At 67.2% G+C, this 24,321-nt stretch carries 15 protein-coding genes; 12 read left to right on the top strand and 3 right to left on the bottom strand.

The window, feature by feature from the left end; genetic code table 11:
• Positions 1-86: 86 nt before the first annotated feature.
• The gene (gene icmF / locus ACQY39_RS23930) at positions 87-3,377 is read right to left on the bottom strand and encodes a fused isobutyryl-CoA mutase/GTPase IcmF (RefSeq protein ID WP_428510579.1); all 3,291 of its coding nucleotides are present in this window, start codon (positions 3,375-3,377) and stop codon (positions 87-89) included.
• A gap of 290 nt (positions 3,378-3,667) precedes the next feature.
• Here icmF and ACQY39_RS23925 point away from each other — a divergent pair, with 290 nt between their 5' ends.
• The 4 genes from ACQY39_RS23925 to ACQY39_RS23910 all read left to right on the top strand — a co-directional run bounded on the left by ACQY39_RS23925 (position 3,668) and on the right by ACQY39_RS23910 (position 8,404).
• Positions 3,668-5,524, top strand: coding sequence for a hypothetical protein (locus ACQY39_RS23925; protein ID WP_428510577.1), 1,857 nt, complete (start codon positions 3,668-3,670; stop codon positions 5,522-5,524).
• A gap of 139 nt (positions 5,525-5,663) precedes the next feature.
• Entirely contained in the window at positions 5,664-6,437 is a 774-nt protein-coding gene (locus ACQY39_RS23920) for a MerR family transcriptional regulator (RefSeq protein WP_428510575.1), read from the top strand.
• Positions 6,438-7,754, top strand: coding sequence for an MFS transporter (locus ACQY39_RS23915; RefSeq protein ID WP_428510573.1), 1,317 nt, complete (start codon positions 6,438-6,440; stop codon positions 7,752-7,754).
• Between the two features lie 143 nt (positions 7,755-7,897).
• On the top strand, positions 7,898-8,404 hold the full coding sequence (locus ACQY39_RS23910) for an FKBP-type peptidyl-prolyl cis-trans isomerase (protein WP_428510939.1): 507 nt from the start codon (positions 7,898-7,900) through the stop codon (positions 8,402-8,404).
• A 358-nt stretch (positions 8,405-8,762) separates the two neighbouring features.
• Here the strand turns inward: ACQY39_RS23910 and ACQY39_RS23905 are convergent, their stop codons facing one another.
• Positions 8,763-12,362, bottom strand: a complete 3,600-nt coding sequence (locus ACQY39_RS23905; RefSeq protein ID WP_428510571.1) for an ABC transporter permease/M1 family aminopeptidase — start codon at positions 12,360-12,362, stop codon at positions 8,763-8,765.
• An 11-nt stretch (positions 12,363-12,373) separates the two neighbouring features.
• Complete coding sequence (locus ACQY39_RS23900) at positions 12,374-13,258, bottom strand: ABC transporter ATP-binding protein (protein ID WP_428510569.1); 885 nt, start codon at positions 13,256-13,258, stop codon at positions 12,374-12,376.
• A gap of 182 nt (positions 13,259-13,440) precedes the next feature.
• On the opposite strand from ACQY39_RS23900, the gene ACQY39_RS23895 reads away from it, so the two are divergent.
• The 8 genes from ACQY39_RS23895 (at position 13,441) to cobA (ending at position 24,316) form a co-directional block, all read left to right on the top strand.
• Positions 13,441-14,094, top strand: a complete 654-nt coding sequence (locus ACQY39_RS23895; RefSeq protein ID WP_428510567.1) for an ANTAR domain-containing response regulator — start codon at positions 13,441-13,443, stop codon at positions 14,092-14,094.
• A 529-nt stretch (positions 14,095-14,623) separates the two neighbouring features.
• Positions 14,624-15,865, top strand: a complete 1,242-nt coding sequence (locus ACQY39_RS23890; protein ID WP_428510565.1) for a CmpA/NrtA family ABC transporter substrate-binding protein — start codon at positions 14,624-14,626, stop codon at positions 15,863-15,865.
• 57 nt (positions 15,866-15,922) lie between these two features.
• Positions 15,923-16,828: a nitrate ABC transporter permease gene (gene ntrB, locus ACQY39_RS23885; protein WP_428510563.1), complete on the top strand. Its 906-nt coding sequence runs from the start codon at positions 15,923-15,925 to the stop codon at positions 16,826-16,828.
• Positions 16,829-16,836: 8 nt separating this feature from the next.
• Positions 16,837-17,685: an ABC transporter ATP-binding protein gene (locus tag ACQY39_RS23880; RefSeq protein WP_263519121.1), complete on the top strand. Its 849-nt coding sequence runs from the start codon at positions 16,837-16,839 to the stop codon at positions 17,683-17,685.
• The gene (gene nirB / locus ACQY39_RS23875) at positions 17,682-20,189 is read left to right on the top strand and encodes a nitrite reductase large subunit NirB (protein ID WP_428510561.1); all 2,508 of its coding nucleotides are present in this window, start codon (positions 17,682-17,684) and stop codon (positions 20,187-20,189) included. The genes ACQY39_RS23880 and nirB overlap by 4 nt, the downstream gene beginning before the upstream one ends.
• 17 nt (positions 20,190-20,206) lie before the next feature.
• On the top strand, positions 20,207-20,599 hold the full coding sequence (gene nirD / locus ACQY39_RS23870; RefSeq protein ID WP_428510559.1) for a nitrite reductase small subunit NirD: 393 nt from the start codon (positions 20,207-20,209) through the stop codon (positions 20,597-20,599).
• Between the two features lie 4 nt (positions 20,600-20,603).
• A complete protein-coding gene (locus tag ACQY39_RS23865; RefSeq protein ID WP_428510557.1) occupies positions 20,604-23,465 on the top strand; it encodes a molybdopterin-dependent oxidoreductase in 2,862 nt (953 codons plus the stop codon).
• Complete coding sequence (gene cobA / locus ACQY39_RS23860; RefSeq protein ID WP_428510555.1) at positions 23,462-24,316, top strand: uroporphyrinogen-III C-methyltransferase; 855 nt, start codon at positions 23,462-23,464, stop codon at positions 24,314-24,316. Before ACQY39_RS23865 ends, cobA begins: the two co-directional genes overlap by 4 nt.
• The last annotated feature ends 5 nt before the right edge of the window (positions 24,317-24,321 follow it).

The following is a 24,321-nucleotide window of genomic DNA, read 5'->3' as shown; positions in this document are numbered from 1 at the left end:
GTGGGAGCGCAAGCGTAACCGAGCGGCCTGTGACCCAGCTATCGCAGGGGCAAGGCAGCCGTTCGGCGCCCGCGCGCTGGTCGCACTTACATGCTCCGCCGGTACTGCCCGCCCACCTCGAACAGCGCCGAGGTGATCTGGCCCAGGGAGCAGACGCGCACCGCGTCCATCAGCACTTCGAAGACGTTCTTGTTGTCGATCACGGCTTGCTGCAGGCGCTGCAGTTGAGTCGCGCTGTCGCCGGCATGGCTGTGGTGGAAATTGCGCAGGCGGTGCAGCTGGCTTTGCTTTTCTTCTTCGGTCGAGCGGGCCAGTTCAATGCTCTCCGGCGCGTGGTCGCCATGCGGGTTGCGGAAGGTGTTGACGCCGATGATGGGGTACTCGCCGGTGTGCTTGAGCATCTCGTAGTGCATGCTCTCTTCCTGGATCTTGCTGCGCTGGTAGCCGGTCTCCATGGCACCCAGCACGCCGCCGCGTTCGGCGATCTTCTCGAACTCGCTCAGCACCGCTTCTTCCAGCAGCTCGGTCAGCTCTTCGATGATGAAAGCGCCTTGCGAGGGGTTCTCGTTCTTGGCCAGGCCCCACTCGCGGTTGATGATCAACTGAATGGCCATGGCGCGGCGCACCGACTCTTCGGTCGGCGTGGTGATGGCCTCGTCAAACGCATTGGTGTGCAGGCTGTTGCAGTTGTCGTAGATGGCGATCAGGGCCTGCAGCGTGGTGCGGATGTCGTTGAACTGGATCTCCTGCGCGTGCAGGGAACGGCCCGAAGTCTGGATGTGGTACTTCAGCTTCTGGCTGCGTTCATTGGCGCCGTACTTGTCGCGCATGGCCACGGCCCAGATGCGGCGGGCGACACGGCCGAGCACGGTGTACTCGGGGTCCATGCCGTTGGAGAAGAAGAAGCTCAAGTTCGGCGCGAAGTCATCGATGTGCATGCCGCGCGCCAGATAGGCTTCCACAAAGGTGAAGCCGTTGGAGAGCGTGAGTGCCAGCTGGCTGATCGGGTTGGCGCCGGCCTCGGCGATGTGATAACCGCTGATCGAGACGGAGTAGAAATTGCGCACATTGTGGTGCACGAAGTACTCGGCGATGTCGCCCATCACCTTGAGCGAGAACTCGGTCGAGAAGATGCAGGTGTTCTGGCCCTGGTCTTCCTTCAGGATGTCGGCCTGCACCGTGCCGCGTACATTGGCCAGCACCCAGTCCTTGATCTTGGCGGCCTCGTCAGCCGTGGGTTCGCGGCCGTTGTCCTGGCGGAATTTGGCCAGGTTCTGGTCGATGGCCGTGTTCATGAACATGGCCAGTATCGTCGGCGCCGGGCCGTTGATGGTCATGGACACGGAGGTCGTGGGGCTGCACAGGTCGAAGCCGTCGTACAGCACCTTCATATCGTCCAGCGTCGCGATGCTGACGCCGGAGTTGCCGACCTTGCCGTAGATGTCCGGCCGCGGTGCCGGGTCGGCGCCGTAGAGCGTGACCGAGTCAAAGGCGGTGGACAGGCGCTTGGCCGGCATGCCCTCGGACACCAGCTTGAAGCGGCGATTCGTGCGGAAGGCATCGCCCTCGCCGGCGAACATGCGGGTCGGGTCCTCGCCTTCGCGCTTGAAGGCGAACACGCCGGCGGTGTAGGGGAAGCTGCCCGGCACGTTTTCCAGCAGCAGCCACTTGAGCAGCTCGCCATGGCACTCGTAGTGCGGCAGCACGACCTTGCGGATCTTGGTGCCCGACAGGCTGGTGTGGACCAGGTTGGTGCGGATTTCCTTGTCTCGGATCTTCACCACGTACTCGTCGCCGGCATAGGCTTTTTGCATGTCCGGCCATTGCTTGAGCAACTGGCGCGCGCCGCCTTCCATCTGCGCTTCGCGGGCCTCGGCCAGCTCGCCCAGGGCAGTGCGGGCGCCGTTCTTTTCGGGGTTGGCTTCCAGCAGCATGCGTGAGCTGCCCCAGAGCTGCTGGATCTCGCGGGCCAGCGTGGCCTGCTGGCGGGCGCGCTTTTTGTAGCCGCGCACGGTGTCGGCGATTTCGGCCAGATAACGCACACGCGCAGCGGGCACCACCGGCGTCTGGTGGGTGCTGTGGCGGGTGGCGACCAGGGGCAGGCGGCCGTCTTGCAGCTGCAGGCCCAGCTCGGCCAGGCGAGGCTTCATGGCCTGGTAGAGGGCGGTGACGCCGTCGTCGTTGAAGCGGCTGGCCATGGTGCCGAACACCGGCATCTGGTCCGGCGCGGTGGTCCAGGCTTCCTTGTTGCGCTGCACCTGTTTGGCGACATCGCGGATCGCGTCCAGCGCGCCCTTGCGGTCGAATTTGTTGATGGCCACAAACTCGGCGAAGTCCAGCATGTCGATCTTCTCGAGTTGGCTGGCGGCGCCGAACTCGGGCGTCATCACATACATGGGCACGTCCACATGCGGCACGATGGCCGCATCGCCCTGGCCAATGCCCGAGGTCTCGACCACGATCAGGTCGAAGCCGGCCACCTTGGCGGCGGCGATCGCGTCGGGCAGGGCAGGGGAGATTTCGCTGCCGAAGTCACGTGTGGCGAGCGAGCGCATGAAGACGCGTTGACCTTGGCTCCACGGGCCGATGGCATTCATGCGAATGCGGTCGCCGAGCAAGGCGCCACCGCTCTTGCGGCGCGAGGGGTCGATGGAGATGACGGCCACGCGCAGGCGGTCGTTCTGGTCCAGGCGCAGGCGGCGGATCAGCTCGTCGGTCAGGCTGCTCTTGCCAGCGCCGCCGGTGCCGGTGATGCCCAGCACGGGCACCTGGATGCTCTTGGCAGCGGCTTGCAGCTCGGCCACCAGGCCGGCATCGGCCTTGTCGTTTTCCAGCGCGGTGATCAGCTGGGCCAGGGCGCGCCAGGCGGCTTCGCTGTGGCCTTGCAGGGCGCTCAGGGCGCTGGGGGCGTAGACGCTGAAGTCCTGGTCGGCCTTCATCACCATCTCGCCGATCATGCCTTGCAGGCCCATGCGCTGGCCGTCTTCGGGGCTGAAGATGCGCACGCCGTGGGCGGCCAGGTCGCGGATCTCGGCTGGCACGATCACGCCGCCACCGCCGCCGAAGACCTGGATGTGTTCGCCGCCGCGGGCCTTCAGCAGCTCGACCATGTATTTGAAGTACTCGACATGGCCGCCCTGGTAAGAGCTGATGGCGATGCCTTGCGCGTCTTCCTGCAGCGCAGCGGTGACCACCTCGTCGACCGAGCGGTTGTGGCCCAGGTGAATGACTTCGGCGCCCATGCCTTGCAGGATGCGGCGCATGATGTTGATGGCCGCATCGTGGCCGTCGAAGAGGCTGGCGGCCGTCACAAAGCGCACCTTGTTCGTCGGGCGGTAATTGGCCAGGGCTTTGTTTTCGGCGGACAAATCGGTCATGGCGAGTCTCCTGCGGGCCCGTGGTGGCAAAGCCCGGTTTTATCAGCAAAGGTGGGCGGATTCTAGGTCTTGATTGACGTTTACGTAAACGTCACTGGCGACGAAGGCTGGGTTCGTCCTTGCGCCGGTGTGCCCGCTTCGTCAAGTCCGCCCAACTGGGGCGATCGGGTCCTTCTTGTATCCAGCGCCGCCTAGCGGTGGCCTGTGGGCGTTGATCGGTGCGCCAGCGAGCGCGCAGGCTTCGCGTTGTCCCGCTTGCCCGGGGCTGGCCGATGCGCAAGCATGAGCCCATGAATCTGCCGCTCAAACTCCTCGCACCCGTTCTTGTCCTGACCCTCGGCCTGCTGCTGTGGCGGCCTTGGGCGACGGCGGCCGATGACTCGGGCTATGCCTGCCCTTGGCCTGAGCCCGGGCAGACCCAGTGGATCGCCGGTGGGCCGCAGTCCCGCGAACTGGTGGTCTTGCTGCATGCCTTCACGCGTGAGCCCGGTGGCATGTGTCAGGTGGGCGAATGGCTGCGGCGCGAGGACGCGGCCCATATCGATCTGCTGGTGCCCAAGCTGGCCCTGAACGTCTTCTCGCAGGCAGACATCGAAAGCGTTGTCGCCGATGTCGTGGCCCAGGTGCAGGAGCGCTGGGAGGCGCGCGCCAAGACGCCCGGTGGCGCCTACGAGCGCGTGCGCTTCGTCGGCCACAGCATGGGCAGCCTGATTGCGCGGCGCGTCTACCTCGACGGGCTGACGGCCGAGAAAGCCGCGCCTTGGGCGCTAAAGACCGACCGCATCCTGCTGTTTGCCGGGGTGAACCGAGGCTGGAGCATTGACCACCATATGGGCTTGCTCAACAGCCTGGTCTACCAGCTCGGCGAAGATTTGAATGCCTGGGTGACGGCCCTGGGCGGTGCACCGTTCACGGTCATGGCCTCGCGCCACGGTGCGCCCTTCGTGAACGACCTGCGCCTGCGCTGGCAAGAACTGCCCACGCGCTGGGCCGAGCGCCAGGCGCCGGGCTTCAAGGTGGTGCAGCTGCTCGGCACGGTCGACGACATCGTGCCGCCGGGGGACAACGTCGATGCCGCTTCCTCGGCCGGCCTGGTCTATTTGCAGATGCCGCGCAGCGGGCACACCGATGTGGTCCGGGTGCTGGCCGATGCACCCCAGCCCGGCGCCGCTGCAGCGCGCGCCGCCGTGCTGGCCCATGCTTGGAACGATGCCTCGCCCGAGAGTGACGCCATGCCCCTGGCCGTGCGCCGCTCGCGACACGACCCCTGCGTCCAGCATGTGGTGTTTGTGATGCACGGCATCCGCGACGAGGGGCATTGGACGGAGCGGGTGGCGGCGACGGTCGAAGACGCCCTGGAACCTAGCCTGGCACCCGATGCCCTCGAATGCCGAGGCCACCGCGAACCCCGGATCGCTTTCGAGATATCGTCTTACGGCTACTTTCCCATGCTGTCCTTCTTGCGCCCCGCTGCGCGCCACGAGAAGGCCGCCTGGTTGCTGGACCGCTATGCCGAGGCCCGGGCCCAGTACCCCAAGGCCCAGTTTCATTACGTCGGCCACAGCCATGGCACCTACCTCTTGCGCGAAGCCCTGCGCCAGGTGCGGGGGGTGCGTTTCGACAAGGTGGTGCTGGCGGGCAGCGTCTTGCGCGCGGGCGAGCATTGGCAGCCCTTTTTTGCCAGCGGCCAGGTCAAGCAGCTGCTCAATCTGCGCGCCAGTGCCGACTGGGTGGTGGCGATCTTCCCGAACACCATGGAACACATCGGCTGGCAGGACCTCGGCGGTGCCGGCTTCCGTGGCTTTGAGGACACCCCCTCGGGCCTGACCAATGGCCCGCTGCGCGAGGGCGTGCTCGCCTACGTCGAAGGCTCGCATGGCACGGCGGTGGAGGAGCACGCCTGGCGCACCATCGCGCAGTTTGTGGCCCAAGGCCAGCTGGATCAGGCCGGCCTGCCCGTCGTGGCCAAGCCAGAAGTGTGGGTCGACTGGGCCGCGCGCTGGGGCTTGCTGCTGTGGGCCGGCCTGCTGGCTGTGCTGGCGCTGGGCCTGTGGGGGCTGTGGCGCTGGCAGGTGCGCGAAGGGCTGAAGGTGCTGGCCATCCTGGCCTATCTGAACCTGATCTGGCTCGTGGTCACGCGGGTCTGAGGGCGCCGCTGCGAAGAGAACGAAAGCTCTGGTATTCCGCTTGACCCTGACCCAGGGTGAGGCTTCAAGATTCCGTCGGGCTCGCAGCTTGGCGGGCGGCATCAAGCGTCATTGAGACCGGAAGACCAGAGAATCGCGTATGAACAAGAACTACAGCGTGGGCGAACTGGCCCAGCGCAGCGGGCTGACGGTGCGCGCCTTGCACCATTATGAAAAGCTGGGGCTGCTGCGCCCCTCGGCACGCAGCGAGGCGGGTTACCGTCTGTACAGCGAGGCCGATGTGCTGCGCTTGCACCGGCTGTTGGCATGGCGCCAGACCGGCATGGCCTTGAAGGACATCGGGCCCTTGCTGGACAGTGAAAGCCCGGCGCTGCGCGAGGTGCTGGCGCGCCAGGTGGCGGCTTTGCAGGCGCAGATGCTGCAGCAACAGCAGCTGCTCGATGCGCTGCAGCATGTCGCCCGTCAGGCGGAAGGGCAGGGCGCGGGTGCGGATACCGAACCAAGCTTGATCGAACACCTGTTGTTCGCCATGTCCATGATGCGCGTGCAGGACAAGTACTTCAGCGCTGAGGACCGCCTGGTGCTGGCGCAGCAGAAGGCGCAAATGGGGCCCGAGCGCGTGCTCGCGGCCGAGGCCGAGTGGCCGGCCCTGATTCGAAGCGTGCAGCAGGAAATGGCGCGAGGCACACCGTCTGGCAGTCCGCGTGTGCGCACCCTGGCGCAGCGCTGGATGGCCCTGACCCAGCAGTTCGTGGGTGACAGCCCGGCGCTGCGCAGCAAGGTCACGACCATGTATGCGCAGGAGCCTGACCTGCAGCGCCTCACCGGCGTGACGCCTGAGTTGATCGGCTACTTGCGTCAGGCCGTGGCCGCATCCGGCGAGGCAGCACCCACCGGCGAGGCGCAGGCATGAGTGCCGCGAGCGACTTCAAGGCCGCGCCGGCGGCCGACCCGCGCCCTGTTCGCCAATGCCAACTTCCGCTGGCTGCTGGGCGGTGGATTTTTGTCCATGCTCGGCGATCAGTTCACTTTGCTGGCCTTGCCCTGGTTGGTGCTGCAACTCAGCAGCGACCCGCTGGTGCTGGGCACCGTGCTGGCGCTGGCCAGCCTGCCGCGCGCGGTCTTCATCCTGGTCGGCGGTGCCATCGTCGACCGCTATTCCTCGCAAACCGTGCTGCAGCTGAGCAAATGGGCCAATGCCCTGCTGCTGGGCGCGCTGGCGGCCATGGTGGCTTCGGGAACGGTCAGTCTTCAGGCCGTCTATGCGATCAGCCTGCTGATCGGCCTGGCCACGGCCTTCAGCTATCCCGCCGGCAGCTCCATCCTGCCTCAGGCGCTGCCGCCGGCCCTGCTGCAGCCGGCCAATGGCCTGCTGATGGCCTTGCGCCAGCTCTCTGCCTTGCTGGGGCCGGTCACGGCGGGCCTGCTGATCGCGGGCCAGGCCTCGGGGCTCGACACCAGCGAGGCGCCTGGGCGCAGCGGCCTGGCCTGGGCCTTTGCGCTCGATGCCCTGAGCTTTGTGCTGTCCAGCTGGACCCTCAGCCGCGTGCGCTTGCTGCCGCGCACGGCGCCCCTGGCTGATGCTCAGTCGGTGCTGCAAGCCGTGGCCGAGGCCTTGCGCTGGTGCTGGCGCGATGTCGAGTTGCGCAGCCTCTGCCTCTACTTTGCGGCCGTTTCATTCTTTGTCGCTGGGCCCTTGCAGGTGGCGCTGCCGGTGTTGGCCAAGAACCAGCTGCCGGAGGGGGCCGCGGGCTTGGGCTTGCTGCTCACCGTGCATGGCGTCGGCAGCCTGATCGGCATGGCCATTGCCGGCCTGCGGCCGAGCTGGCGTCTGTCCACGCTGGGCGGCACGGTGCTCTTGATCGACACCGTGGCCGCGCTGGTCTTCATGCCCTTCGGCCACATCCATGCCAGCTGGCAGGGGGCAGCGCTGCTCTTGCCCTTGGGCGTCTTGGGCGGCCTGGTGCAGGTGGCGGTGTTCAGTTGGATGCAGCAGCGCGTGCCGCCGGCCATGCTGGGCCGGGCCATGAGTGTGTTCATGTTCATCTTCATGGGCGTGGCGCCTTTGGCTGCGGCCTTGGCTGGTGCTGCACTGCGGGTCTTGGCCGTGGCCGATCTGTTCACGGCTGCGGGCGTCTGCTTGCTGCTGATCGTGCTTCTCGGCCTGTGGCTGACGCCGATCCGGCGCATCGCCTACTTGGTGCCGGCGGTTCCGCGAGCCGGCGCTTGAAGGCTGGAGCGATCGGCAGGCCTGCGCAAACTGCGATGATGGTCGCACCTCATTTCTTATCAAGCGAGAGCGCTCTGACCATGAACTCCAAGTTCCAATTTCTGGCTTCTTCGACCGCACTGGCCTTGAGCCTGAGCTTGGCCCTGCAGCCTGCTCGGGCCGCCGAAGAGCCGGCCAAGCCGGCCGTCAAGAAGGTCGTCAAAAAGGCCGCAGACAGCAAGAAGGCCGCAGCCGTCGCCGCCACCGGCGCGGCGGCAGCGGCTGCCACTGCTGCTGCATCGGCACCGGCACCCGCAGCGGCGCCGGCCCCGGTGCTCACCGCTTCGGGGCTGCGTTATGAAGAGCTTCGCACTGGCACCGGCGCCCATCCGACGGCAGCCGACAAGGTGCGCGTGCATTACGTTGGCACTTTTCTCGATGGCCGCGAGTTCGACAGCTCGATCAAGCGCGGCACACCGGCCGAGTTCCCGCTGGGCCGTGTGATCAAGTGCTGGACCGAAGGCGTGCAGCTGATGAAGGTCGGCGGCAAGGCTCGCTTGCATTGCCCCTCGGCGCTGGCCTACGGTGAGCGCGGCGCTGGCGGCGGCGTGATCCCGCCGAACAGCGACCTGCAGTTTGAAGTCGAGCTGCTGGATATCGTGGCTCCTTGATTGCGGCCGGGTAGGCCGGATTCCGCGGCGCATAGCAGTGGTTGACGCTGGGGCGGGTGCCAAGCGTCGCCGGGCGAGTGCTTCCGCTCATGTCCCCCGGCCCGCGCTGCACGCGGACCTCCTCCTTTACTTCGCTTCACCACTCACCCGACACCCCTTGTCAGTTCAACCGGTCGGCGTTTTCGTCGAAGGGGCAAGGCCGTGCTGGATTGGGACGGCTGGGTGCTTCGCGAAGTGAAGTCAAGGAGGAGGTGCCAGCCGCAGGCTGGGGCCGGGGGACATGAACGGAGCGGAGTGCCCAGTCGGCCCGATCACCGCCGGACGCAACGGCCGCTTCGTGCCGATTGCAACCCACTGCTCAGCGCAGCTTCACCGGCGTCAGGTTGTCATCCGAGTTGCGGTCGATGCGTAGGTTGTACGGGTCCACGCCGACGAAGCTGGGCAGGCGGTCCAACAGCAAGTGGATCTGCTGTGAGCCCGACTTGAGCCGCTGGCGTTCCATCTTCAGCACCGAGTTGCGCTGGAATTCGGGCTTGCCGGGCTCTTCGGTGAAGGCGCCGATGTCGAAGGCTTCGTCGAGCACAGCCTCGGTCTCTTTGCCCTTGCCGTCGGCGTAGACCTTGCGAGCGTCGACCCGGAAGCTGACTTCATAGCGACCATCACTGCGCTTCGTGGCCGTCGCTTCGCTGGCCTTGAGGTCGAACAGGGTGATGCGTTCGAACAGGTCCTGGATCAAGGCTTCATGCTGGGGCCCGGCCTCGGCGCGCAGCAGGCGCAGGAAGTCGCGGCTGTCGGCATAGGGCGCGCCCTTGAAGCCGAATTCCTGGATCAGCCGGCGCATCGCCCGGTTGACGGGCGCTTCGCCGACCAGCTCCTTGAGCGAATACATGACCACCGCGCCCTTGCGATAGTGGATGTAGGCCTGGTTCTCCACCCGGGCCAGGGGCAACTCCTCGATCAGCTCGTTGCCGCGCTCGCGCAGATAGCGGTCCAGCTCGAACTTGAGAAACTGGCGGATCTGTTCTTTGCCGTAGAGCTTCTCCATCACCAGCATGGCCGAGTACTGTGCGAAGGATTCGGTCAGCAGGGTCATGCCTTGCTTGTCGGCGCCATTGACCTGGTGGCCCCACCACTGGTGCGCCATCTCGTGGGCGGTGACGAAGCTGCCCAGATCGATCTTGTGATCGGCGTCGTTCTTGAAGTTCTGGATGAAGCCGATGCCTTCCGAAAAGGGCACCGTGCCGGCAAAGGCCTGGGCAAAGCGCTCGTAGGCCGGGAACTCGATGATGCGGGCGTGGCGGAAGGGGTTGGGGCCGAACTGCTGGCTGAACACCTCCAGCGAGGCCTTCATGCCGTCCAGCATGCGCTGCACATTGGCCACATGCTCCGGGTGATAGAAAACCTGCAGCTGGACGGCTCGGCCATCCGGCCCGGTCCAGCTGGACTCCTTGAGCGCATAACGGGCCGATTGCAGGGAGAAGAAATGCGCAATAGGCACCTCGCTGCGCGTCACCAAGGTGCGGCGGCCGTCGTGGCTCTGGTCGCTGACCGTCATGCCCGGTGCCACCGGCGTCTGGTCGGCGTCGGTGCTGAAGCTGATCTCGGCATTGACGAAGTCGCTGTCGCGGCGCAGGTAGTTGTGGGCATTGGCTCTGTCGTCTTCCAGCAGCGGCGGTCGCATATCGGGCACCAGGCCATGCTTGCGGCGCTTGCTGCGGTCTTGCAGCAGCAGGCTTTGGGGCACGCCCAGCTGCGGGCTGATGCTGGCGTTGTTGAGGAAGCTGCCGTTGGCGACGATGCGGGTCAGCGGGTCATGGTTCACGAAGCCGCGTTCTTCCAGGCGCGTGGCAAAGCGCAGCTGGCGCCGCTCTCCGGCCTGCATGGGCGTGCTCAGCTTGTAGATGCGGTGGTGAAACTGCGGGTAGTCTTTTTCAAGCACGGCACCGTCGAGTTCCAGCGTTCGTATCTGCAGCGCTAGCGGCCATTGCACATGGATGCGGTCCAGCGCCTGTCCGCTGCGGTTCTCCAGCTCGTAGCGCCCCTCGGTGTCGGCGCGGGTTTCCCGGGGGAAAAGCTCGATCTTGAGCTTCACATCGGTGATGGTCGGCTGGGGCCGCGAGGCAAAGGCCCAGAGCGCTTTCTCGTAGTCGGCGGCCAGGCGCTCGGCATCGTCCTTGGTTTCGTAGCGGTTCAGCACATTGCTGTTGTAGAAGATCCAGGCGCCGCTGCCCAGCCAGGCCAGGCAGGCGGCGGCCAGCAGCAGGCCCGACGGGCCGGCCAGGCGGTGGCGCAGCTGGGCCAGACGCGGGCGCAACCGGGTCTCTACACCACGGCGCCACATCAGGTGGCTGGCCACCAGCAGCATCAGGCCGAAGGCCAGCCAGTAGGCCTGGTGCCAGGCGCGGGCGATCCAGAAGCGGCCCATGGCGTTCATATCGGACAAAGGCACGTTCGCCGTATCCGCATAGTTGTAGAGCTTGTGCTCCAGTCCCAGGCTGGACATCACCATGCTGGAGACCATGAAGACCAGCATCACCGCCCAGCCGACGAACTTGTGCGGCACCAGGGCCTGGACAAAGATCGCCAGAATGGCCAGCAGCAGCATGGTGACCAGTCCCGGCAGCACCAGCCAGAGCAGGTAGGCGTCGATTTGCAGATGGGTGTAGCCATGGGCCAGCTGGAAGCCCATGCCGGTCAGCATGGCCACCAGGTAGCAGCCCAGCAGCACGCCGGTGATGGCCAGCACCTTGGGTGCCAGAAAGGCCCAGTTCGGCGCCGCGCTGGCGTCGATGATCTCGTGCATGCGGCGCTCGCGGTCGCGCCAGACCAGCTCGCCGGCGTAGTAGATCGCCACCAGCATGGGGATCAGGTTGAAGCTGCCGGCCAGGGCCTCGACCACGCTGCGCGTGACCGGGAAGTAGTCGATGCCACGCTCGGTGACGGTCATCATCAGAGACGCCAAGGCATTGGCCACGCCCATGGCCAACAGCACGAAGAAGGCCGGGCTCTTGAAGACGAAACGCATGTCAAAGCGCGCCAGGGCCCAGAACTGGGCGCGGCTGGCGGCCGCACCGTGGCGCGGCGCCGCGAGCGGCTTGGCGGCTGGCGCGGCAGCCTCGGCCTGCGTCTGGCTTGCAGGCTTGAGCCGTGCGGCGCGCGGCTCGAAGCTGAAGCCGCGATAGGCCAGGCCGAACAGCAGCGCCGACACGCCCAGCCAGATCAGGCGGTTCTGCAGCAGCAGGCCTTCGAGTGGAGGCAGCAGGCTGTTGCGGTCGGCGGTGGTCCAGTACTTGGTGACCCGGCCCAGGGTGCTCAGGGCAAAAGGGTCGCTGAGCGAGGCCGCCGCATCGAGGCTGGGGTCGCGCAGCAAGGCACGCGAGGCGCCGTAGAGCACCAGCAGGGCGACCGCGCCGACATAGCTCCACATCATCGAGCGCGTCAGCGTCGCCAAGGCGAACAGCGCCGTGCCCGCCAGCAGCAAGCTGGGCAGGCCGATCACCAGCTGGGCATAGAGGTAGTGCTGCAGCACGAAGGGGCCGAGCTGTTCCGCGTCGAGCCAGGGCATCAGCGAGCCGATGGCAATCGCCAGCGGAACGGCCAGGGTGACCAGAAAGGCCACGCCCATGGCGCCGAGGAAGCGGCCGACCAGGTAGTCGAACTTGCTGACCCGAGTGGCGCGCAGCAGGGCGGCGAAGCCGAACTCCTCATCGCGGATCACCACATTGGCGACGAAGGCGCAGACCACGAACAGCGCCATCAGATGCATGACGGCCACGGTCATCAAGATGGAGTGCGGCGCATTCAGATGGGTGCTGCCCTTGGGGCCACCGATCTGGATGTCGGGCGAGGTGATGGCGCCGAAGCTGAGCAGGAAGAAGATCACGAAGCTCAGCACGAACAGGGGCGAGCGCAGCTGGTAGCGCGCCTCGAAGGCGGCGATGTGTTTCATCATTATCATGATGGCCGTCCTCAGGCGCTGGCGCGCTGGCGCGAAGCCGTCAAGGTGGCGAAGTACAGGTCCTCCAGATCGGCGCTGACCGGCTCGAAGCCCGCCTCGGGCGCGGCATCGGCCAGCACATGGATGACGGTGTCTCCGCCGCGCAGGCGGTGCGAGATCAGCTGGTGCTCCATCTGCATGCGCGGCAGCTCGGCCGCGCTGACGCGGCGGCGCCAGACCCGACCGGCCAGGCTGCGCATCAGCTCCTGCGGCGCGCCGCTCAGGACGATGCGGCCGCCGGACAGGATGGCCATGCGTGGGCACAGGTCGGCCACATCCTCGACGATGTGGGTGGACAGGATCACCACCACCTGTTCGCCGATGGCGGCCAGCAGATTGTTGAAGCGGTTGCGTTCCTCGGGGTCCAGGCCGGCCGTGGGTTCGTCGACGATGATCAGGCGGGGCTGGCCAATCAAGGCCTGGGCCACGCCGAAGCGCTGGCGCATGCCGCCCGAAAAGCCGGCCACGGCCTTCTTGCGCACGCCCCAGAGGTTGACCTGGGCCAGCAGGGTCTCGACCGTTTCGCGCCGCTCGGCCTTGTCGCTCATGCCCTTGAGCACGGCCAGGTGGTCCAGCAGCTCCAGCGCCGACACGCGCGGGTAGACGCCGAAGTCCTGCGGCAAGTAGCCCAGGGTGGCGCGCAGGCGCTCGGGCTGCTGGATGACATCGATGTCATCGAAGCGGATGCTGCCGGCGCTCGGTGTTTGCAGCGTGGCGATGCAGCGCATCAGCGAGGACTTGCCGGCGCCGTTGGGACCGAGCAGGCCGAACATGCCGGTGGGGATGTCGAGGTTCACATCGTCGAGTGCGACGGTGCCGTTGGGGTAGGTGTGGCTCAGGGCCCGGATTTGCAGCATGGTCTTCCTTGGAGCGGCGGCGGCGCCGGCGATGGCATGACGAAGAGGGTTGGGCGCAGTGTGGTGGCCCGTACCTGCCGCTGCCAGCGGCATGCGAGCAGGCGGCGAATCCGCGGGATGAACTGCAGAGCGCCGTCCATGGGCACGATGCTTGCAAGCGCTCGTTCATCCAAGCCGCTGCCATGTCCATCGATTCCTCCGCACCCTTGCCGTCACTGCCGACGGATGAACCCGGCGCCCCCCTGCCCGAGCTGGGTTTGCGCGTGCTCCTCATTGATGACGGCGCCCACCGCGTGCAACTGATCCGCGAGGAACTGGTGCGGCGCGGCTGCGAGGTGGTCGGCGTGATCGAACAGGCCACCCTGATCCACGACTGCGTGCTGCGGCTCAAGCCCGATGTCGTCATCGTCGACAGCGAATCGCCGACCCGCGACACCCTGGAAAACCTGGCCACACTCTCGGCCCAGCTGCCGCACCCGGTGGTGATGTTCTCGGAGGACGCCAGCAGCGCACCCATGCACCGGGCCTTGAAGGCCGGGGTCAGTGCCTATGTGGTGGCCGGCCTGCAGCCGGAGCGCCTGGCATCGGTGCTGCAAGTGGCGATCGCCCGCTTCGAGCAAGACCTGGCCCTGCGCCAGGAGCTGAGCCGGGCTCAGGCCCAACTCAGCGCGCGCAAGGGTATCGAGCGGGCCAAGGGCATTCTGATGAGCGAGCTGGGCCTGGACGAGGACGCTGCCTACAAGCGCCTGCGCCGCCTGGCCATGGACCGCGGCCAGGCCTTGGCCGAGGTGGCCGAGCGCATCATCGACGCGCAATCGCTGCTGCGGCCGGGCTGAGCTGGTGGCCACCCTTTGGGGCGCGCTCGCACCAATGTGGCGTGAAGAGGCCGCGCTCTGCCTTCGAATCGTGCACATGGCGCCGCTCCCTCCGGGCAAAGGCTGCTGGCACGAGTTCTGCTAGATACGGACTGCGGGCCTGCAACGGCGCAGGCCCGCGACACGTACGAATTTTGTATTCACGAACGTAGGAACCGCAGGCTGCACCGCCTGCAGGTCCCGGACAAAGGCGTCCGATCCATGTCCGCAAACCGCTCCCTTCATCGGGGTCGGGCTTGCGGCGGATCGCGACGCCTTTTTTCGTTTCCTTTTTTCTTTCTACATGTTCATTCAGTGACGGAGCCAGACCATGCGATTCGGCAAACCCCGCCAGCAGCCACAGAGCGCCCCCAGACCTGCCGCTGCGCGTCAGGCCCCCCGAGGGGGGCAAGCAAATTCGGGAGCGGCCCTTCACTTGCTTGAGAAGACGCAGGCGCAGCAACACCCCGGCGACGCAGCCCAAAGCGCCACCGCAACAGGAGTCGGTTTGATGAGTGAAGACAGACGCAAGCTGCTGGTCAGCGGCGCGGCCGCGGCCGTCAGTACGGCGGGCAGCGGCCTGAGCATCCAGGCCTGGGCCGCCGGCTCCGACAAGCCCGAGAAAGAGGAGGTGCGCATCGGCTTCATTCCGCTGACCGATTGCGCCTCGGTGGTGATGGCCTCGGTGCTGGGTTTTGACAAGAAGTACGGCGTGCGCATCGTCGCCAGCAAGGAAGCCTCCTGGGCCGGCGTGCGCGACAAGCTGGTCAATGGCGAGTTGGACATGGCGCATGCGCTCTACGGCCTGGTCTACGGCGTTCACCTGGGCGTGGCGGGCCCGAAGAAAGACATGGCCGTGCTGATGACGCTGAACCAGAACGGCCAGGCCATCACTTTGTCGCGCAAGCTCGCCGACAAGGGCGCGGTCGATGGCGCCTCGCTGTCCAAGCTGATGGCGGCCGAGAAGCGCGGCCCTGATGACGCACGCACCTTTGCTCAGACCTTCCCGACCGGCACCCACGCCATGTGGCTGTATTACTGGATGGCGGCGCACGGCATCCATCCGCTGAAGGAGGCCAAGGTCATCACCGTGCCGCCGCCGCAGATGGTGGCCAATATGCGCGCCTCGGCCATGGACGGCTTCTGTGTCGGCGAACCCTGGAACCACCGCGCCATCATGGACGGCATCGGCATCACGGCCGCGACCACGCAGGAAATCTGGACCGACCATCCGGAGAAGGTGCTGGCCTGCAGCGGCGACTTTGCCCGCAAGTACCCGAACACGGCGCGTGCCGTCATCATGGCCGTGCTGGAAGCCAGCCGCTGGATCGATGCCAGCCTCAGCAACAAGCTGAAGATGGCCGAGACCATTGCCGAGAAGTCCTATGTCAACACCGGCGTGGACGCGATCAACCAGCGCATCCTTGGCCGCTACCAGAACGGCCTGGGCAAGACCTGGGACGACCCCAACCACATGAAGTTCTTCCGCGATGGGGCGGTCAACTTCCCCTACCTCAGCGACGGCATGTGGTTCCTGACCCAGCACAAGCGCTGGGGCCTGATCAAGGAGCACCCGGACTATCTGGGCGTCGCCCGCCAGATCAACCAGGTCGCGCTCTACCGCGAGGCGGCCGGGGCCTTGAAGATCAACACGCCCAAGGATGTGCTGCGCAGCGCCAAGCTGATCGACGGTGTGGTCTGGGATGGCCGGGACCCGGCTCGTTATGCCGACGGTTTCAAGATCAAGGCCTGAGCCTTGATCTGATCCCTGATCCCTTTCTTTTCTGCGATCAACCCGGAGGACCATGCCATGGTCAGCGCTGTCTTTCATTCACCCGGCGAGCTGCTCGCCGACGCCCCGCCGGCCGCCCCCGCGCACGCGGCCCCGGCGGCCCCGACGGCTGCTTCGGCGCCGGCCAAGGCCGCACCGCGCCCCGGCTTCGACGGCCGCGAACTGGCCCTGCGGCTGCTGCCGCCTCTGCTGGGCCTGGCCCTGCTGCTGGGTTTCTGGGCTCTGGCCACGCAGAAGGCGGGCGGGCCCTTCCCAACGCCGCTGGCCACCTTCGAGGCCGCCGTCAAACTCTTCGCCGACCCCTTCTACAGCCGCGGCCCCAATGACCAGGGCATAGGCTGGAACATCTTGTTCTCGCTGCAGCGGGTGGCGCTGGGCTTTGGTTTGGCCGCAGCGGTGGGCATACCGCTGGGCTTTGTGATCGGGCGCTTCCAGTTTGCCCAGCGCATGGTGGCGCCGCTGATCAGCCTGCTCAAGCCGGTCTCGCCTCTGGCCTGGTTGCCGATCGGCCTGCTGGTCTTCCAGAGCGCCAACCCGGCCGCGATCTGGACCATCTTCATCTGCTCGATCTGGCCCATGGTGGTCAACACCGCCGCCGGCGTGCAGCGGGTGCCGGAGGACTATCTGAACGTGGCCCGGGTGCTCAAGCTGTCCGAGTGGCGGGTGTTCACGCAGATCCTGTTCCCGGCCGTGCTGCCCCATGTGTTGACCGGCGTGCGCCTGTCGGTGGGCACGGCCTGGTTGGTCATCGTCGCGGCCGAGATGCTGACCGGCGGCGTCGGCATTGGCTTCTGGGTCTGGGACGAGTGGAACAACCTCAATGTCAAACACATCATCGTCGCCATCTTTGTCATTGGCATCGTCGGCCTGGCCCTGGAATGGGCGCTGATGGCTGTGGCCCGCCGCTTCAGTTTCGAGGAGTGAGTCTCACCATGAACACATACATTGCACGGCCCGAGCTGGCCTCGCCCGAGCCCCACAGTACGCGGCCCTTCATCGAGGTGCAGGGCGCCGAGATGGTGTTCCACAGCCGCAAGGGCAGCTTCCACGCCCTGCAGAACATCCATCTGCAGGTTCGGCGCGGCGAGTTCCTCACCTTGATCGGCCATTCGGGTTGCGGCAAGTCGACCCTGCTCAATCTGATTGCTGGCCTGCTGCAGCCCAGCGCCGGTGTGCTGTTGTGCGACAACCGCGAGATCCGTGAGCCCGGCCCCGAACGCGCCGTGGTGTTCCAGAACCATTCGCTGCTGCCCTGGCTCAGCTGTTTCGACAATGTGCTGCTGGGCGTGCATGCGGTGTTCGGCAAGAGCGAGTCGCGCGCGCGCCTGCAGGAACGCAGCCAGGCGGCTCTGGAGTTGGTCGGCATGGCCCACGCGGCGCAGAAGCGGCCGCAGGAGATCTCGGGCGGCATGAAGCAGCGCATCGGCATCGCCCGCGCGCTGGCCATGGAACCCAAGGTCTTGTTGATGGACGAGCCCTTCGGCGCGCTCGATGCGCTGACCCGCACCCATTTGCAGGACGAGCTGCTCAAGATCGTGGCCCGCACCCAGAGCACGGTGGTGATGGTGACCCACGATGTCGACGAGGCCGTGCTGCTGTCGGACCGCATCGTCATGATGAGCAACGGCCCGGCCGCCACCATCGGCGAGATCCTGGACGTGAACCTGCCACGACCGCGCGAGCGTGTGGCCCTGGCCGAGCAGCCCGCGTATGCGCGTGCGCGCAAGGCGGTGATCGATTTCCTCTACACCCGCCATGCCCCTGTGGAGCGTGCCGCATGAACGCCCCGACCCCGAACGCCGGGCTCAAGCCCGCGGCCAGGAAGCTGCGATTGGTGCTGATCGGCAATGGCATGGCCGGCGTGCGCACGCTGGAAGAACTGCTCAAGCTGGAGCCCGATCTCTATGACATCACCGTCTTTGGCGCCGAGCCCCACCCCAACTACAACCGCATCCTCCTCAGCCCGGTGCTGGCCGGCGAGCAGACGCTGGACGAGATCATCCTCAACCCGCTGGACTGGTATGTCGAGAACGGCATCACCCTGCATCTGGGCAAGACGGTCACCGCGATCGACCGCCTGCGGCGCGTGGTCACGGCCAGCGACGGCAGCGAGGCGCCCTATGACCGTCTGCTGATCGCCACCGGCTCCGTGCCCTTCGTGCCCCCGATTCCGGGCAAGGACCTGGATGGCGTGCTGGCCTACCGCGACATCGCCGACACCGAGGCCATGATTGCGGCCGCGGCACGCTACCAGCATGCGGTCGTCATCGGCGGCGGCTTGCTGGGCCTGGAGGCGGCCAACGGGCTGATGCTGCGCGGCATGCAAGTGACCGTGGTCCATCTCGGCGAGAGCCTGATGGAGCGCCAGCTCGACGAGACCGCCGGCGATCTCTTGCGCCAGTCCCTGCAGGCGCGCGGCCTGCGCTTTCTGCTCGGTGCGCAGACCCAGGCGCTGATCGCCGAGCGCCCGGCCGCGAGCACTGCGCAGGGTGAAACAAGCCCAGCCCGGCCCCGCGTGCTGGCCGTGCAGTTTAAGGACGGCCGCGAGATCCCGGCCGACCTGGTCGTCATGGCGGCCGGCATCCGCCCCAACACCGCCCTGGCCGAGTCGGCCGGCCTGCTGTGCGAGCGCGGCATCGTCGTCAGCGACAGCCTGCAGACCCGCACCGATCCGCGCATCTATGCCGTCGGCGAATGCGCGGCGCACCGCGGCATCGCCTATGGCCTGGTGGCACCGCTGTTCGAGCAGGCCAAGGTCTGTGCCAACCACCTGGCGCAGCTGGGGCTGGGTCGCTACCTCGGTTCTCAGACCAGCACCAAGCTCAAGGTCACCGGCATTGACCTGTTCTCGGCCGGCAACTTCAGCGGCGGCGAAGGCACCGAAGAAATCGTCATGAGCGACCCGTTCGCCGGCGTCTACAAGAAGCTGGTGATCCAGGCGGACCGCCTGGTCGGCGCCTGCCTCTACGGCGACACGGTGGACGGCAGCTGGTACTTCAAGCTGCTGCGCGAGGGCCGCAAGATCAGCGACATCCGCGACCGCCTGATGTTCGGCGAATCGAACATTGGCGATGTTGGCCACCAGGGGCACAACCGAGCCGCAGCCATGGCCGACAGCGACGAGGTCTGCGGCTGCAATGGGGTCAGCAAGGGCGCGATCTGCAAGGCCATCAAGGACAAGGGCCTGTTCACGATCGAGGATGTGCGCAAGCACACCAAGGCCAGCGCCTCCTGTGGCTCCTGCACCGGCCTGGTCGAGCAACTGCTGATGGCCACGGCCGGCGGGGACTATTCGGCCGCGCCCGGCAAAAAAGCGATGTGCGGCTGCACCGAGCTGAGCCACCAGGAGGTTCGTGACGCCATCGTCGAGCGGCATCTGACCCGGCTGGATGAGCTCTACGCGGCGCTGTCCTGGCGCAGCCCCAATGGCTGCGTCAGCTGCCGGCCGGCCTTGAATTACTACCTGATTTCCAGCTGGCCCAAGGAGGCGCAGGACGACCCGCAGTCGCGCCTGATCAACGAGCGCGCCCATGCCAACATCCAGAAGGACGGCAGCTACAGCGTGATCCCGCGCATGTGGGGCGGCGAGACCTCGGCCGACGAGCTGCGCCGCATCGCCGACGCGGTCGACAAATACAAGATCCGCACGGTCAAGGTCACCGGTGGCCAGCGCATCGATCTGCTGGGCGTGCGCAAGGAGGACCTGCCGGCGGTCTGGAAGGACATCGGCATGCCCTCGGGCCACGCCTATGCCAAGGCCTTGCGCACCGTGAAGACCTGCGTTGGTTCCGATTGGTGCCGTGTCGGCACGCAGGACAGCACGGCCATGGGCAAGACCCTGGAGCGGGCCATGTGGCGCATGTACGCGCCGCACAAGGTCAAGTTCGCCGTCTCGGGCTGCCCGCGCAACTGCGCGGAGTCCGGCATCAAGGACGTGGGCATCATCGGCGTGGACAGCGGCTGGGAGATGTACATCGGCGGCAATGGCGGCATCAAGACCGAGGTGGCGCAGTTCTTCACCAAGCTCAAGACGGCCGAGGAGGTGCTGGAGTACACCGGCGCCTTCATGCAGCTCTACCGCAAGGAGGGCTGGTATCTGGAGCGCACCGTGCACTACCTGGCGCGCGTGGGTATGGCCCACGTCAAGCAGCGCATCCTCGACGACGCCGAGGGCCGGCGCGCCCTCTGGGCCGAGCTGCAATTCGCGCTCGACGGCGAGCCCGACCCCTGGGTGGAGCTGGATCAGGCGCGGGTCGACCGGCGCCAGTTCGAGTTGCTGGCATGAAGACCATGGAGACCTCAATGACAACGATGGTCACTCAAGCGGCGGACTGGACGCGGGTCTGCCACATCAAGGAAATTCCAGTGCTCGGCGCGCGCCAGCTGCAGCGCCCGCAAGGGCCGGCCGTGGCTTTGTTCAGGACCGCGGACGAGCGCGTGTTTGCTCTGCTCGACCGTTGCCCGCACAAGGGCGGGCCGCTGAGCCAAGGCCTGGTCTTCGGCCATGCGGTCGCCTGCCCCTTGCACAACTGGACCATTGCCCTGGACAGCGGCCAGGCCCTGGCGCCCGATCAGGGCTGTTCGGCCCGCTTCAGCGTGCAGTTGCGCGAGGGCGAGGTCTGGCTGCGCCGCAGCGAGCTGGACAGCCTGGGCCTGGAGTTCGCGCCGCTGCAGGCCGGGCCTTGCGGTGCTTGAAACCATGAACGAGGCCAAGGACACCCGTTCCACTTGCCCCTACTGCGGCGTCGGTTGCGGCCTCATCATCGAAAGCGTGGCCGGTGAGATCCGCGGCGTGCGCGGTGACCCCGAGCATCCGGCCAATGCCGGCCGTTTGTGCAGCAAGGGCGCCACCCTGCATCTGACGGCCACGCCGCTGATCCAGCGCAGCCGCCGGCTCTTGCAGCCGGCCTGGCGGCCCGAGCGCGGCGCGCCGGCGCAGGCGCAGCGCTGGGATCAGACCCTGCCGCGCCTGGCCGAGCGCCTGGCCGAGATCCACCGCAGCCATGGGCCGGATGCGATCGGCTTCTACATCTCGGGCCAATTGCTGACGGAGGACTACCACGCCTTCAACAAGCTGGCGCGCGGCCTGGTCGGCACCAACAACATCGACAGCAACTCGCGCCTGTGCATGAGTTCGGCCGTGGTCGGCTACAAGCAGAACCTGGGCGCTGACGCCCCGCCTTGCTGCTATGAGGACATCGAGCAGGCCGGCTGCGTGCTGATCAGCGGCGCCAATCCGGCCTGGGCTCACCCCATCCTCTTCCGTCGCCTGGAGGCCGCGCGCGCCGCCCGGCCCGAGATGAAGATCATCGTCGTCGACCCGCGTCGCACCGAAAGCGCCGAGTTCGCCGATCTGCATCTGCAGATCCTGCCGGGCAGCGATGTCGCGCTCTGCCTGGGTCTGCTGAACGCCTGCATCTGGGAAGGCTGGATTGCCGAGGACTTCATCGCCGCCCACACCGAAGGCTTTGCCGCCTTGAAGGAGCTGGCGCGCGGCTACACGCCGCGCGAGGCCGCGCGCTTGTGCGGCATCCAGGAGGCCGACCTGTTGACGGCCGCGCGCTGGTTCGCGCTCAGCCCGGCCAGCCTGTCGCTTTACTGCCAAGGCCTGAACCAGAGCAGCAGCGGCAGCGACAAAAACAGCGCCCTGATCAATCTGCACCTGGCCACGGCCCAGATCGGCCGGCCCGGGACCGGGCCTTTTTCGCTGACCGGCCAGCCCAATGCCATGGGCGGGCGCGAAGCCGGCGGCATGGCGACGCTGCTGCCCGGCCACCGCGACCCGGCCGACGCCGCACACCGCGCCGAGATCGCCGCGCTCTGGGGCGTGGACGCGCTGCCGGAGCGGCCGGGCAAGAGTGCGGTCGAGCTGTTCGAGGCCGCTGCGCGGGGCGAGATCAAGGCGCTCTGGATCGCCTGCACCAACCCGGCCCAGTCCATGCCCGATCAGGCCCTGGTGCGGCGCGCACTGGAGGCCTGCGAGCTGGTCATCCTGCAGGACTGCTTTGCCGACACCGCCACCGCGCCCTATGCCGATGTCTTGCTGCCCGCTGCCGGCTGGGGCGAGAAAGAAGGCACGGTCAGCAACAGCGAGCGCCGCATCAGCCGGGTGCGCGCCGCCATCGCGCCGCCCGGCGAGGCGCGGCCGGACTGGCAGATCGTGCGCGATCTGGCCCAGCATCTGGAGCCGCTGCTGCGTCCGGGCCGGCCGGGCTTGTTCGAGTTTGAGCGCAGTGAGCAGCTGTGGCTGGAGCACCGCGCCGCTACCTTGGGCCGTGACCTCGACATCGGTGGCCTCAGCTATGCCTTGCTGGACGCCCAGGGCCCGCAGCAATGGCCGTTTCCGGCCGGCGCCCTGCGCGGCCAGGCCCGGCTGTACCAGGACGGGCGTTTTGCCACGCCCGACGGCCGGGCGCGCTTCATCGCCCGGCCCTGGCAGGCGCCGCGCGACAAGATCGATGCCAAATACCCCTTGGGCCTGAACACCGGCCGCCTGCGTGAGCACTGGCATGGCATGAGCCGCAGCGGCCAGGTGCCGCGTCTGTTTGGCCATGAACCCCGGCCGCTGCTGCGGCTGAATCCGCAGGACATGCCGCGCCGCGGCCTGGCCGATGGTGATCTGGTCCGCTTGAGCTCGCGCCGCGGCGAGATGGTTTTGGCGGTGCAGGGCGATGCCCGCGTGCGGCCCACCCTGGCCGATCTGCCCATGCACTGGGGCCAGGACTATGTGTCCGGGCTGGACAGCCAGGGCCGGCCGCTGCTGGGTGTCAATGCACTGAGTCAGCCGGATTTTTGCCCGGACTCCCGCCAGCCCGAGCTTAAATTCGCCGCCGTGGCCGTTCACAAGCTGAACCTGCCCTGGCGGCTCAGTGCCGCGGTCTGGGTGTCGGGCGATGCGGTGGCCACTGTGGGTCGGGCCTTGTCGGCGCTGCTGTCCGAGTTCGACTATGCGCACTGCCTGCCGGTGGCGGCGCCGGCCGGGCTGCCGCCTGAGGAGGGCTTGCAGGGCTGGAGCTTGGAGGCGGCCAGCGCCGCGCCGGTGGCGCCGGAGCTTTTGCGGCGGATTGGCGATCTGCTCGGCCTGCGTGGCGCGCGCCTGCTCCGTTATGTGGACGGCCAGCGTGGTCGCAGCCGCCTGGCGCTGCTGGACGAGGGCGGTCATCAGGCCCGGCTGCGCGCCGTCCTGACGGTGGGCTCGGTCGGTGAGGGCGCTTGGGTGCAAGCACTGTGGCGCAGTGCGGCCCTGGCTGCACCCTATGGCCGACGTCTGCTGGAGCCGGCCGAAGTTGATCTCTCGGACGCTGGACCTCCGGCTGCTGCGCCCAGCCCCCAGGTCTGCAACTGCCTCGATGTCAGCGAGGCGCGTATCCGCGCGCAACTGGCGAGCTGCGCTGGCAGTCCGGCCGAGCGCCTGGCCGCGCTGCAGCAGGCCCTGGCCTGCGGCACGCAGTGCGGCTCCTGCCTGCCGGCGCTGCGCCGGCTGGAGCGCAGCACGGCGCCTACTCTTGTTTCTTCAGCCCCTTCAGCCCCTTCAGCCCCTTGCCTGGAGTCTCAGCCATGAAGAACTCATCTGCTTGCTTGCATCCGGTCAGCCTGGTCGGAGCCGGCCCCGGTGACCCGGAGCTGCTGACCCTGCAGGCCTTGAAGCGCCTGCAAGCGGCCGAGCTCATCCTCTGCGACGACCTGGTCGATGCCCGCGTGCTGGCCCTGGCCCACCCGGCGGCGCGGGTCTTGCGGGTCGGCAAGCGCGGCGGCTGCGTCTCGACCGAGCAGAGCTTCATCCATGAGCTGATGATCCGCGAGGCGCGCGCCGGACGGCGCGTGTTGCGCCTCAAGGGCGGCGACCCCTTTGTCTTCGGCCGCGGTGCCGAGGAGGTCGATGCGCTGCGCGCCGCGGGCCTTTCTGTTGAGGTGCTGCCGGGCATCACCGCGGGCATTGCCGCCCCGGCCAGCATTGGCATTCCGGTCACCGACCGGCGCCATGCGCCCGGCGTGGCTTTTGTCACCGGCCACAGCCGGCCGGAGCTCGGCCAGGACGCGGGCCCGGCCGGCCCCGACTGGGCCGCGCTCGCGCGCAGCGGGCTGAGCTTGGTCATCTATATGGGTTTGAGCCGCATCGAGGACACGGTGGCCGCCTTGTGCGCCGGAGGCATGGCCGGCGCCACGCCGGCGGCCGTCATTGCCGCGGCCCACACGCCGCAGCAGCGCCAAGCCGTCTGCACCCTGGAGAGTCTCGCCACCACCGTGCGCGAGCAGGGCCTGGCCAGCCCGGCCATCATCGTCATCGGCACCGTCGTCTTGCAGGCCCATGCTGGGGCCTCGGGTTTGCCGCTGGATTTGCAGCCGGATTCCTTGGGGAAACCGCTGGGGGAACCGCTGGTGGAACTGCAGCGGAGCTTGCGCCAGGCCTGAAGCTT

The sequence above is a fragment of the Roseateles sp. genome (assembly GCF_965262435.1).
Lineage (GTDB): Bacteria > Pseudomonadota > Gammaproteobacteria > Burkholderiales > Burkholderiaceae_C > Paucibacter_A.
The sequence above is the reverse complement of the archived record's forward strand: the minus strand, read 5'-3'. Positions and strand labels throughout refer to the sequence as shown.